The sequence below is a fragment of the Jeotgalicoccus nanhaiensis genome (assembly GCF_015235105.1).
Classification (GTDB): Bacteria; Bacillota; Bacilli; order Staphylococcales; family Salinicoccaceae; genus Jeotgalicoccus; species Jeotgalicoccus nanhaiensis.
The window spans coordinates 1-14,191 of sequence record NZ_JADGLW010000002.1; the positions used below are offsets into that span (position 1 = coordinate 1).

Here is a 14,191-nt window from a genome sequence, read left to right on the forward strand (position 1 = left end):
AATCCACCTTCGCCATTTAAATAATCTGTTACGACTGTTAACTTAAATTCAAAACTATGTTTATTATTTTTCATACAAAAACTCCCCTTAAGTTGAATAGTAAGTACAACTTAAGGGGAGCACGTCAAAGTGCAGCTCTTTTTTACTGTTGAAGGAAGTTTATATAATTCTGCATGGCAGGAGAAGCCTCGTTGATCAGCGTTTTGTGTTCATTCACAAAATCTTTTAAATCATCCGGAGACATATTTTCAAGGAGGGCAAGGGAAACTTCAGTTAAATCTTCTTTTTGTATATACGATGATTTTATTTCCTCTCTCTGATATACATCGATACCCTTATATCCTTCCGGATATTTATAAGGATTGCCGATAAGGCCTCTCACTTTCATATTATTTAGTAAAACCTGCAGCATCCATTCGTTTTTCTTGTCAGGCATTTCTATATATTCAGCGTCCGGACTCTCTTTGCCGGGAGTCAATGGTTTATAGACATAGGTTTCAGAAAACCTCGGTTTTGCTTTGTCACTTTCAGCAGTCACTCGAATACGGTATTTTCCCGGCTCATCCAGTATAAACTGACAGTATCTTGAATCTGTACGGTGAGATTTTTTATATGGTTTTCCGTCTTTGTAAAGTTCATATACATAGTATCTTGGTTCAATATAGTTCATATAGACAGAGAGAATATTATCTTCCAATTTTTCGTCAAACAGCAGCTGGTTTTCATAGTTGTCAGAGTTGAATTTTCTGAGCTGCTGGACAAGACCTTCATATATTTCAATAGGAGCATCCAGCATATCAGGAACGCCTTTGTTATCAGCGCTCAGAACAAGCTTATTGTCAATGCTGTTGTACAGGAGCTCATAAATGCCGGCAATGAAATCATCGTGTTCATTGTTCGGAAGCACGTCTATTAAGATGACCTGTTTATAAAAGGATGTCAGTTCAAGTATTTTATTTAAATGCTGTTTCAGAGCCTTGAACTGTTCAATTTTACGGACTTCTTCATAATCCACTGACTCGTCGAGCAGCTCGAAGGACTGTCTGTTGAAATAAGAGCCGTTATATTTTACAAGTGTGTTCATCTCGCTTAATAAATCAATCATTAATACTTCAGCCCGGGATTCTTGCAGCTTGCTTAAATTCGCCTTGTTTAAGTCTCTGTGGGCAGTTGAGATTTCAACGATGTCTGATGTGTTGAGATCTTTCATTGCAACCGGGTAAGGCTTGGATAAGAGTGACAGGAAACTTTGGCCCGTCACGAAATTATTTACATCATATGGGAAACTTCTGAATTCTGTTAAACGGCCGGCAAACTGACTGCCGATAATATCGATTTTCATAAAAATGCTCCTTGGTATTTTTCGTAGAATGTTTTCTATTTCGCCGCCTTAATAGTATAATATAAGATGAATCACTGAGAAGGAGACGGCGTATGTATTTTTTAAAGAAAAATTTACTTAATATTATCATATGGACATTGGCACTCGGAGTAGTGGGTACAGCTGTTAATTTCTTCATACCACCGTCCAGTACAACGTACGAAGAATATTATACCTTAGAAAGCGGGCTTGAACCAAATACGATTGCAAATTTAAATATTCAGTTTAACGAAACTGTGAATAAGGCATCGGATAATATTCTTGTAGCCGCTGCAGACGGCCAGTCGGGATCTGACATTTTACACCTGACAATTACGACTGAACCGGGAATTAATTACAATTCTATTCAAGCCCAGGCTATGGATATACTGGCTGAAGAAGGTGTTGTAACAACCGACAGTACTGCTCCGAATGTCTATGAGACACAAAACGACGCTTTAAAAATAATTATCATTTTACTGTCGCTGTTAATCGGTGCCGGAATCGGTATTGTGACAGCGCTTAGTAATAGAAATATAAGTACTGAAGAAGATATCGAGCACTATCTTGGTGAAAGAACCCTCGGTACTTTCTAGGAGTGAGACTATGAGCGAAACGGAAGACAGATTCAATAACTTTGACGAAGATATAATTAACAAGCTGTATGATACAGCTATGGCAATAAGAAATGAAAATCACGACAATCCCAATAACAAAACAATATTCTCTTCTGTAAATAAGAGAATGGCAGTGACTGATGCTGCGATGCATATTGCTTATATACTGACGGAATTAAAAGATAAGGTGCTGGTCGTTAATCTCGACAGCAGAAGCACTCCGGCAGTGGAAGAGTATATCCACTCAAAAGCAAAACCGAATTTGTTTACGACTTTAAGAAATTCGATGTTTTTAAGTGAAGCAATCAACCATTCAGCCTTTGAAAAACTCGATATTATTCATGTTGAAGAAATGGATGAAGAGGAATTGATGGCTAAGTTCAGCGACTACAATATACTGTCGAAATTAAGTCCGCTGAAAAGTTACTATGACCATATTTTCCTGATCGGCCCGCCTTTTGAAGAGTGCGAAAATTACGGTGCTTTTTTAGAACTGGCTGACAGCGCAGTGACTGTTATAAGTGCTAAAAAGAACGACAGACAGGAATTAAATCAATATTTACAAAAAATTAACCTTTTTAATGTAAAAAGTTTTGGTATACTAAGAAAAGCAGATTAATTTATTTAAGAAAAGGTAGGGTGTTTTCAGAGTGAAACTAACAACAATAGGATTAGGTTATATCGGATTGCCGACATCAATTATGTTTGCAAAACACGGAGTTGATGTACTGGGTGTCGATATTAAACAAGAGGCAGTAGATATGCTGAATGGAGGACACATTCACATCGAAGAACCTGGATTGCAGGAAGCGCTGGAGGAAGTGCTTGAAACAGGCAAATTCAGAGCGTCTACAACTGCTGAAGAAGCAGATGCATATATTATTGCGGTTCCTACACCAAACAATAATGATGAACACAAATCAGCAGATATCTCTATTGTAATGAGCGGCGTTAAATCGATTGTTCCATTACTTAAAAAAGGTGATACTGTTATCGTAGAATCAACAATAGCACCGCGTACGATGGACGACCACGTTGCGCCTTACCTTGAAGAACAGGGCTTTAAAATCGGAGAAGACATTTTCTTAGTCCACTGTCCAGAACGTGTACTGCCTGGTCAGATTATGGAAGAACTTGTGTATAACAACCGTATTGTCGGTGGTATGACCCCTCAATGTGTTGAAGCAGGTAAAAAAGTTTACGGTACATTTGTACAAGGTGAAATGATTGAGACAAACGCTAAGACAGCGGAAATGTCTAAATTGATGGAGAATACTTATCGTGACGTGAACATTGCATTAGCGAACGAACTTGCTATGATTTGTAACCGTCTGGATATTAACGTTCATGAAGTAATTGAAATGGCTAACAAGCATCCGCGTGTTAACCTGCACACACCGGGGCCTGGTGTCGGCGGACACTGTCTGGCTGTAGACCCTTACTTCATTATTGCTGAAGCGCCGGAAGAATCTCCGTTAATTCAGTTATCAAGATCAATCAACGTGTCTATGCCTGAATATGTAGTGAGTATTACTAAAAAAATGCTGTCTAAACTGAACGGCAACAAAGTAACTGTTTTAGGTTTAACATATAAAGGTGACGTGGATGATATCCGTGAATCACCAGCGTTTGATATTTACGAACTGCTTCGTAAAGAAGAAGGACTGGAAGTAAATACTTACGATCCGCACGTGAAAATGGACTTTGTTGAGAAAGATATGAAGTCTGCAGTGACTGATTCTTCATTAGTATTAGTATTAAGTGATCACAGTGAGTTCAAGATCTTAACAGATAACGATTTTGAAACAATGAAAGACAAAGTAATCTTTGATACGAAGAATGTAGTACCGAATAACTTCTCTGAAGTTCAATACTACAACTACGGTAATATTCAAAAGTTCTAGACTATATATAAATTAAAATAAACTGTAGACAAAGTTAATAACGATGTCTACAGTTTTATTTGTAAAGGATTGCTGTTCAATGGATATTAAAAAGATTATTAGTAAAAGTAAACATTTTGAAACTAATATATTGGAGTATGAAAAGGGAGAATTAGTTATAAAAGATAACTTAGATCCTGTAAAAATAAACGGTTCAATTGATTGGGATTATAGGCATCCACAAAATTCAAGAACGTATCAAGTATATTTACACAGTCTAAATATTGTTAAAGATTTTGTACAAATGTATTTGAAGACAGATGATAAAAAATATATTAAAGAAGCCAGAAAAATTATTAATGACTGGTATAATAAAAACTCTGATTATAAAATAAATAACTTTGCCTGGAATGAACATGCTGCTTCATACAGAGTAAATAATATTATATACTTCCAGGAACACTCTGAGAAAACAAAGCTCCCCCAAAAGATATTTAATGAAATTATCACAAAGCATGTGGATTTTTTAAATGATGATCAAAATTATCGTGATAATAACCATGGAATAATGATGGATAACTCATTGTTAGTAGCTAGTTTTTATTTGGAAAATAAAGAGAAACAAGAGCTAATTACATCAAAAGTTTATTATCGATTAAATTACAGTATTAAAAGAGACTTCTCTTATAAAGGACTCCATCTTGAAAATTCACCTGAGTATCATAGATTAGTTTTGACTCTTCTCAATAGATCGAAGCGTATATTAAAAGAGTTAAATAAACCATTCCCAAGTGATGTTTTAGATATTCTTGAAAATGCTAAGAGAATAACTTCTATTTTCATAAAACCTAACCGTCAGTATCCACTTGTAGGGGATACGGGAACAATAATTGATAAGAAGATACCTAAAAAATTTGTGGACTTTATTGATTATGAAGCAGGTCTATCAATATTTAATAATAAAAATAATGATAAAATTTCTGACAGTACTTGGTTCTTATTTAAATCAGGTTATCAGAGTAAAACTCATAAACATAAGGATGACTTATCTATGAATTTATATATGGATGGTATGGATATTTTTATAGATTCGGGCAAATATAATTATGAAAAAGAAAATCCTATAAGAGAGAAAGTTGTTTCACCAGAAGGTCACAGTACTATTTATATAGAAGGTAAAGATTATAAATTAACTTCTCCTCAGAAAGATCAGTTGAAGTTGTCTTTAAATAAATATATTAAGAAACATAAATATAAATTAGTATCTGCTAAAAATAATATGTATCATGCAACTTATTTAAGCAGAACTTGCATTTTGACCGATTCCGATGAGCTTATTGTTTATGACTCGATAAATTCCAAAATCAATCAAAAATACATACAAAATTTCGTTCTAAATCCAAATGCTAAAGTAAGTAAAATCAATAATAGAACTTTTCGTATTATGATTAATGACAAAAAATATTGTTTACAACTTATAGATGATAATAATGAAAAGGTAAATGCTGATATAAAAGAAACGGTTGTTTCCTTTGAATTTGGGAAAACAGTAAAAACAACTCAGCTTCAATTTAGTAAGCAAGGTACCAGAACAAGCTTCTTAACAGCCTTCTATAGAGAAGGACATTCAGATAATATCAGTAATCTACGAATAGATAAAAGTCAGATTATGTTTTCGGATAAAGGTGAAAAACATATTATAAATCTATAAAAAGGGTGATTTAAATGAACAGTGATTTAAAGAATTATAAATATTCCAAGCAGTATATATTATTGGAAAAGGAAACAAATGTAATACTTAAAAATTTAAAAGACAATTCTAAAGTAATAGATAATACTGATTACCAATGGAAAATAGTTACAAGTGTAACTCAAAAAAACTATAACGGAGAGATGTACGACTTTATTCAACTCGATGATCAAAAAGTCGGATGGATAAAACTAGAAGATTCAATCCAAATATTTAGATTTAATCCAAGAACTTTTAAATTGATTGAGGACAAGTATTACAGTGATGAGATTAATATGAAATTAGATTTTGAGAAAGACTTTTATTCTGCATTTGAAGGAAAACTGTTAACTATAAAATCTGAAATAGACTACAATGATAAAAAATACTATGGTGTTTTTATAAAGGATAAATTTCAAGGATTTCATCCATCATCATATTTAGATGAAGCAGTTGAATATAATTTGTATTTTGATAAAGGAAATCTTAAAAACTCTCAAGAATTATTCACTGTTAGTAGCCTGTCCGGTCAAATAAAAGAAAAAATTGATATTAATACTGTGAAGTTGGTGCTCTTATTCCACATAAAAAAATTAGCGAAATTACAAATAAATGACAAAGAAATGTATTGGACTTCATTTAGTAATATTGAGAATATAACAGAAATATTAAGTCAGTCTGATGATACTTTTGAAAAATCTAAAGAAGATAAATTAATAGAGGATATTCTTTACAGTGTTGATATTGAAAGAAACAAGACGAAGAAAATTATTAAATCAGTTATTTCAGCTAAAGAATTTATAAACCTCAATAAAGATAAGAAAGACTATATGAACTTTCCCGAAGAAGATGAGATTAAACTTTTAAAAGACGCACTTAAACTTAGTGAAGAGAGACTTGCATCACAAAAGAATTTTAGTAACAGGTTGACAGAACAAAAAGATCGATACAAAGCACGGATGGTTTTAGTTGAAGAAAAATTAAAAGTATTGGATGAGAAATATAAAGCGTTGAAGAATAAATAGGTGGTGAGTTAAATATGGATAAGAAAACATTAGAAAAAAAGCTAAAGAAGTACAGTAAAGTATACAAAAAAGATTTTGGTTTAGCATTAAATGAAATGATTAATGATTTAAATCCTAGTATAAATATTAGTGAATACAGCAAAAATTATAACAATAAACAAGAAACTGACCTATTTTATTACCTTAAAGTGAAGGAATTGGGAAGACAAAATGCATTAGATGAATATATCGAAATAATTAAGCGTAACGAAATAGCAGAGAGTAATGGAAGCAGATATTTTAAAAAGCTAAATTTAAATATCGGTATAATTGCTGATGAATTTTTATATGAATCATTTAAAGATATTGCAAACATGAAATACATATCTCGAAATGATATATCTATAGACAATTCATTGGACTTTGTAATATTTGCAACTACTTGGAGAGGTGTTGATCATTCTTGGGTAGGAGCCGCTAATCCCTTCTCTGATGCCCGTAAAGATATACTGCATCTTATTGAATTGTATAAAAATGAGGGGATAACAACGGTCTTTTATTCCAAAGAAGATCCAGTAAATTATAATTTATTTAAGGACATGTCGAAACCATGTGATTATATTTATACAACTTCACAAGAAGTTTTAAAAGATTATATAGAGTATACAGGAAATCAAAATGTTGATGTGCTTCAATTTGGTATCAACCCTGCAATACATAATCCAGTAGGAACTAGGAGTAAATACTTCGAGCATTATAAAAATAAAATATTATTTGCAGGGTCTTGGCTTGTTAAATATCCAGTTCGAATGTCAGAAACGCAACGTCTTTTTGATTCTATTCTTAAAGAAACAGAGGATTTAATCATTATAGATAGAAATTTAGAGCTCGAGAATCCAAGATATCAGTTTCCTTCTAAATATATAAATAAAATAACATTTCCAGTTAAACATGATTTGTTAATGAAGATGCATAAACTTTTTAGATGGAGTATTAATATGAACTCCGTAAAATATTCTGAAACTATGTTTGCCAACAGGGTATACGAATTGCAAGCTTTTGGAAATATTTTATTATCGAACTACAATACAGGTATTAACAATATGTTTCCTAATGTCAGAATGATAAATGATAAAGAGGATTTTAAGTTAATATATAATACAAAGGAAAAAGATCTTCAGGAATTGCAAGCTAAAGGAATCAGAACGGTTATGAACAATCATACAACTTATCATAGATTGTCCAAAGTCGCTTCGGATATAGGATTGAAAGTGAATCAGTATGAAGAAAGTAAAATACTGGTTATTTTGCAGGATGATTCTGAAAATACTATCGCTAATTTTGAAAGACAAATATATATAAATAAATATAGATGTCAGGAATCAGACATAGATACAGTAAATATTAAAGAGTATGACTATATAACTTATTTTTCTAGTGAAGTACTTTATGAAGAGTATTATTTGGAAGATATGATATCTGCATTTAAATATATTGATGTAGATTTTGTAGTGAAAAATAACTCTTCTGAAGCACATAATTTTATAAATATTATAGAGGATAAATATCTATCTATGATAGATACTCTAAATATTCAAAACATAGACGATATAAAAAATTTAGATAAAGGGTATAATTTAGATGATGTTGAAGTGTTTAAAGGGGACCCTGAAAATCTCGATCCTGTAACTAAAGAATTAAGTGTTATTGTTCCAATTCATAATAATGGCACTTATCTAGAAGAAAAATGTTTTGCAAGTTTGAAACGATCATCGATATTTGAAAAGATGGAAATAATTTTTGTTAACGATGGTAGTACAGATGAATACACAATAAAAATTATGAATCGTTTAAGAAGAAGACACCCGGATATAGTTTATATTGAAAACCCTACTGGTTCTGGCAGTGCTTCAAAACCAAGAAACCAAGGTGTTAAAGTCGCAAGTACAGATTTGATTACTTACCTAGATCCAGATAATGAAGCGACAGGTGATGGTTACGCTCATATGCTTGAGACAATGAATGAGAAAAATGTAGATATGGTTGTTGGGAACATTGTAAAAGAATCTGATGAGAAAAAGAATATGATTAGTTATACAAATGTTATTAAAAATAATAACTCTGGAAAATTGTATATTGACGATCCACAAGAATTTCTTAAAAGAAGTGAAATGAGAGTTCAAAGTATTCAAGCATTAATAATTAAGAAAAATATTATATTAGATAATGATATAATTATGGTTGAAGGTGCTGCGGGACAAGATACTATGTTTTTTCAGGAACTGGTTCTCAATTGCAAAAGTATCCAAGGGATTAATAAACTAATTCATATATATTATGCTGCAGTATCGGGAAGTGTCACAAACACTGTCAGTAAAAAATTCTTTATTAAATACTTAATATTGGAAAAAGAACGTGTTCCTTTTCTAAATAAATATGGACTAATGAACACGTATTTAGAAGAAAGGTTTAATTTCTATATTAAAAAGTGGTACAAACCTAGAATAGATAGACTATTACCACAAGATAGAAAAGAATCAATAAAATTATTTTTGGAGATTCTAGATTTATATAAGGATTACAATCCCGTATATGATTTAGACAATCAGAAATTAATTAAAGAACTATCAGAGGAATTGTCAAATTAAGAGTGGGAGGTAATATTATGATAGATAAAATAATTGAGTTATCTTCGTCTTATATAGAAGTTCATATTAATGATGATTATAACTACCTAGATGAGATTTTAAAATTACAAAAAGTAAAGATCATTGTATATTTAAATGATTATTTAAAATTTGAAGAAAACTACAAATATCTATTTAATATTCCGTTTAATAAACACATTCAACTGCGTGCAAACAAGCACACACTTAATAAAATAGACATGGAAATTATAAAAAATAACTTCATAATTAAAAACATAGAAATAAAAGATTATCACTACTATATAAACTGTTTTACAGTTGAAGAAATGCATAATTCATTAATTATCAACAATCAAAAAATTATTGATAAGATAGATCTTTTGCCGAGTAGTATTAATTCGTTATCCAAAGCCCATGAATTAGCTTATACAGCAAATGCAATTCTGAATGAGTATAAAGAAACGGACTCGAATTTAAAAGTTATTAAACAGAAATTAAGTTATGTTAATTCACTTGCAAGTAAGATGTAGGAGGGAATCCCCTTGTATGATAAATATCAGGCAAAATTAAAATCTATTAAGAAAGAACTCAATGAAAATACTGATAGATTAGAGAATGGTATATCGATTGTAATTCCTGTTTATGATGGCTTGGACTTTATTAATACTTGTTTGGAGAGTATTCTCAATCAAGAAATCTCCACAGCAAAATATGAAGTAATCATAATATTAAATGGTAAGTTTGCAGATGATATAAACTTTATCTACAGTAACATTGATAAATATAATAATTTAGATCTTACAATACTAATTAATGATGAACCGAGTGCTGGAGCAGCAAGAAATTTAGGTACACAATATGCTAAATATACGCATGTTACTTACGTCGATATTGATGATTTTATTTCATCCAGATTTATACAATCCAGTTTCGATTTATTAGAGCCTCAAACTATATTGTATACACAGATACATAATATAACAGACGGGGAAATTGACGAGACCAACAGTTTGAATTATGAAATAATAAATACATCACAGAAGGAAATAGCAGCACTTACGGATTTAAATAAAATTTCAACAATAACAGCCTGCAAAATAATTCCAAAAAAATTTTTATTAACCCAAGAGTTCAGATCTTCCCTTAAGAGTGGGGAGGATACTGTCTATTTCTGTGAACTCTTTGCTAATAATAGACCAAATCTTAAGGTTGTACCTGTGGATGAGGAAGTAGTGTACTATAGAGTAATTCGAGAGAACTCAGTTTCTCGAAAAGCAGGAAGTTATGATTTCTTAATACTTCAAAGAATTGAAATTTTAGAAATTTTAGATGCGTTGTATGATTTAGTGAAAAACAAACAAGTCCAACGATTAATTCGGTCTAAATATTTAGCACAGATAGTATTTATGAATAGTTATATTAGAGAGAATATAGCTGAACATGGTAAGATTGTCGATTTAATTGATAAAATGAATTTTAAACATTTTGATTATTCGATACTAAATAGAGACCTAGCTAAAAAACTTGTTGTGTCATATTGTTTCCCTCCATATAGCGATACAAGTGCTACGATTATTTCTAAACGGATTTTAAAAGATAATCAAATTGTAGATGTAGTATCAAATAACATGAATAAAATTAGAAAGAAAGAAACTTCTTTACAGAAAATCGTAAAACATTTAGTAGGCAAAAATAAAATCAGCAATACTCAAGCATCATTTAGTAATATGTTTTATCTAAATAAATATGTCGATGATGCATTTAGTTTATTTTTAGAGAACACTGAAAGATATGAAGAAATTTATAGTCGAGCAATGTTCCCCATCTCACATTTCCCACCACTATTTATGAAAATTTTGAAGCCTGAAGTTAGATGGACTGCTGAATTTTCAGATCCATTGTTAGTAGATATACATTCTAAAGTGAGATTTACTGATATAGGAAATAATAATCTTGTAAGATATCTATCAAAAGATATACTGGGATCTTTTAGCAAATATGTTGATAATAATCTTTTCAACTTAATGGAAATCATTCCTTTTGCATTAGCAGATGAGTTAGTGTTTACAAATGAGAATCAAATGGAATCTATGATTAAACGCTTCACTATTGAAGAAAAAGAAATACTCAGAAGAAAATCAGTTATTCTCAAACATCCCACACTAGATAAGAAATATTATAGTCTGAAACCTAGCTCATTCGATTTTGATAAATCCGTTATCAATATAGGGTACTTTGGTAACTTCTATAAAAATAGAAGTTATCATCATTTTATAAAACTAATTGATTACTTAAATGAAAAATTTAATTTTCAATTTAAACTCCACTTGTTCACTAATATCGATGTGATACCAGAAGGAGAACAAAAAATATTAGATGAATTAAATATTAATTTATATCCATATTTATCATTCTTGGAATTTTTAAATACAACTCTAAAATTGGATTTCTTATTGATTAATGATGCACTAACGCGTGGTATTAAAGATACAAACCCATATCTACCTTCAAAACTCAGTGACTATCTTGGCAGTAATACACCAGTCATTGGTTTTGTGGAAACTGGTAGTGTAATGAGTACTGAAAATAATGGCATTATAAAGATTAATGTCGAGAATATTGATTATAATAAATTTAATGTTGATGCTTCTACTCTTACTGAAATTGAAAACAAAGTCACAGAAATCACGAATGATATTAACAGACAATATTTAGTTTATAATTCGGAATCTATAGATCTGTGCCGTGATAATAACGAAATATCACTTAGCCCAGATCTGAGAATGAATAATTTAGCAATAAAAGAGTGGATGATAAAGCCACTGGAACTTCCAATAAAAATGAAGAACATGTATACTTTATACTACAAAAACAATGGTGAAAATGTCGAAAAAATAGGTATCCAAAGCTTTTACAGTGTTAAAAATGTTATAAAAGTTAATATTGACTATAATGGTGAATTCAATAATGAAGTTTGTATATCAAAATTTAGAGATCTCAAAGAGATATCCATACAGCCAAAAGAATTTATTAAGATAAAATTAAAATATAAAAAATATTATAATCAAAGAACTTTTATCGAAGCTGGAAGATTAAAATTGATTAACCTCTAGATGTTTTTACTGAGAATAGGAGTGAAAATATGGCTGTCAATTCATACAGGAAGGATCAATTTTTAATTACCAGAGGAAAATTAGAGAATATTCCTGAATATTTGAATCAAGTAGAAAAGTTAACTAGTGCTTACTTTTACTATGAAAAATCGAGTAATTTAACTCAGGTTATTGATGAAGATGTAAATATTATAATGTTAGGTTACGTTTTAGACATTAGAGATTCAAAAAAGGATAGTAATGAAATATTAAAACACTTAAGTAAACAATACAAAATATCGCGTGAATACTTCTATGATGCTTTGGATTACTTAAATGGAAGATATATTTTAATAGTAGATGACTCCGATGATACACAGGTATATACTGATGCAACCTCTATGAAGCCAATATATTATTGGAATAAAGAGCTTTTTGGTTCACATGAAGTAATAGTTCGTGAAGTAGTTAAAAAAAATAGGAATGTTACTTTAAAAACAAGATGGACTAATGGTTATATGGATTATACCGGTACACAATCTATTTATAAATTTAACTGTAATAATTATTTTTCTTTCAAAGAAAACCAGTTTAGTAGATATTTCCCAAGATACGATATAGAAAACCAATCAGCAGAAGAAATAGCTGAAAAAACTATTCCGTTTCTAAAAAATCAGGTTGAATGGTTATCGAAATTAGACAAAACATTATATCTATCTTTAACTGGAGGCATGGATTCTAAAGTATCCTTGGCAATCCTTAAATCAATTAAATCAAAACTCAATTTATTCACATACCTAATTGATTTTGAAAAGGAAAAAGAAGGGCCAAGAAAAGATATATATACACGGGATAAAGAATTGGTAGATAGACTGGTGTATAACTTTGATTTGAAACATAAATATTATAATTTCGAAGATTTAAATATTCCAGATGAGTTTATAAAGCAGATGAAATACAATTTTAGTTCAGCTCATTCCGATGAAGTTGCATACTTAGTCAGAGAAAATATGGATTTTAATAGTATACATATAAAGTCGAACATTTACGAGATGGCTAAATTGCCATATACTCAATCTGGATATAAGGTAACGAAAATTGAAGATGGTTACAACATTTCTAAAAAATGGCTACCGCGTAGTATTCGTGACAAAAATGATATAGGTAAGAAAATGTACTTAGACGCAGCCCGTAGATGTAATTTAAATCGTGAAGAGATTTTAAATGCCAATTTAAGCATGATGTTATATCTTGAATCAAAGCTTAGTAATTGGCATAGCAGTATTACGCAGGAAACAGAGGCAATACAAGAAACTTTTATATTTTTCAATAGTAAATTTTTATTGCGTAATTTATTGTCATTAAAAATGGATGAAAGAAGAAATACCATTCTTCTGAGTCTATATATTAAAGCATTCTGGCCGTTCTTGAATTATCAAGTTGCAAACAGCTATAACACATTAGATGTATATAGAAGTAACAGAATAGAACTAGTTCATCCTATTGAATCTTTAAGAATAGTTAACCCGATGAATGTTAGTATGAAAACTATCGAGAACAAAGTAACCGTTAAGCCGTATGATGGAATAGCATTACGCGATACTAATATTAGTTTTGAAGTAGTCAATGACAGTAGTGAAGATGTATCTGTAAATATTAAGAGTAACTATAGCCATCCAGAAAAAAATATCTTTATAATTATTAATAAAAAGAAACTCTCTATAAATAATTATATTGAAGGTCAAAATATTAATATTAAAGGGAAAACGTCAATACAAGTTCAAATAGAATATCGTAAAAACTTTAAGTATAATTCATGGGTTAAAGCAGGAGAATTAACTATAGGGTAGATATGTAA

Annotated in this window: 10 protein-coding genes; 9 read left to right on the forward strand and 1 reads right to left on the reverse strand. The window is 30.5% G+C overall.

Annotated features, from left to right (window positions below):
• Window positions 1–142: 142 nt before the first annotated feature.
• On the reverse strand, window positions 143–1,342 hold the full coding sequence (locus IR135_RS02265) for a hypothetical protein (RefSeq protein ID WP_135096360.1): 1,200 nt from the start codon (window positions 1,340–1,342) through the stop codon (window positions 143–145).
• Window positions 1,343–1,434: 92 nt separating this feature from the next.
• Here IR135_RS02265 and IR135_RS02270 point away from each other — a divergent pair, with 92 nt between their 5' ends.
• The 9 genes from IR135_RS02270 to IR135_RS02310 all read left to right on the forward strand — a co-directional run bounded on the left by IR135_RS02270 (window position 1,435) and on the right by IR135_RS02310 (window position 14,183).
• Window positions 1,435–1,956: a hypothetical protein gene (locus IR135_RS02270; protein ID WP_135096362.1), complete on the forward strand. Its 522-nt coding sequence runs from the start codon at window positions 1,435–1,437 to the stop codon at window positions 1,954–1,956.
• A gap of 10 nt (window positions 1,957–1,966) precedes the next feature.
• Complete coding sequence (locus IR135_RS02275) at window positions 1,967–2,596, forward strand: ParA family protein (RefSeq protein WP_135096364.1); 630 nt, start codon at window positions 1,967–1,969, stop codon at window positions 2,594–2,596.
• Between the two features lie 31 nt (window positions 2,597–2,627).
• Window positions 2,628–3,881, forward strand: a complete 1,254-nt coding sequence (locus tag IR135_RS02280) for a nucleotide sugar dehydrogenase (RefSeq protein ID WP_135096366.1) — start codon at window positions 2,628–2,630, stop codon at window positions 3,879–3,881.
• Between the two features lie 79 nt (window positions 3,882–3,960).
• The gene (locus IR135_RS02285; protein WP_167753344.1) at window positions 3,961–5,571 is read left to right on the forward strand and encodes a heparinase II/III domain-containing protein; all 1,611 of its coding nucleotides are present in this window, start codon (window positions 3,961–3,963) and stop codon (window positions 5,569–5,571) included.
• A gap of 14 nt (window positions 5,572–5,585) precedes the next feature.
• The gene (locus IR135_RS02290; protein ID WP_135096370.1) at window positions 5,586–6,614 is read left to right on the forward strand and encodes a hypothetical protein; all 1,029 of its coding nucleotides are present in this window, start codon (window positions 5,586–5,588) and stop codon (window positions 6,612–6,614) included.
• A gap of 14 nt (window positions 6,615–6,628) precedes the next feature.
• Window positions 6,629–9,241, forward strand: a complete 2,613-nt coding sequence (locus tag IR135_RS02295) for a glycosyltransferase (protein WP_135096372.1) — start codon at window positions 6,629–6,631, stop codon at window positions 9,239–9,241.
• Between the two features lie 17 nt (window positions 9,242–9,258).
• The gene (locus IR135_RS02300) at window positions 9,259–9,771 is read left to right on the forward strand and encodes a hypothetical protein (protein ID WP_135096374.1); all 513 of its coding nucleotides are present in this window, start codon (window positions 9,259–9,261) and stop codon (window positions 9,769–9,771) included.
• A 12-nt stretch (window positions 9,772–9,783) separates the two neighbouring features.
• Window positions 9,784–12,354, forward strand: coding sequence for a glycosyltransferase (locus tag IR135_RS02305; protein WP_167753345.1), 2,571 nt, complete (start codon window positions 9,784–9,786; stop codon window positions 12,352–12,354).
• A 29-nt stretch (window positions 12,355–12,383) separates the two neighbouring features.
• Window positions 12,384–14,183 (forward strand): hypothetical protein, encoded by a 1,800-nt coding sequence (locus IR135_RS02310; RefSeq protein ID WP_135096378.1) that lies wholly within the window; start codon window positions 12,384–12,386, stop codon window positions 14,181–14,183.
• The last annotated feature ends 8 nt before the right edge of the window (window positions 14,184–14,191 follow it).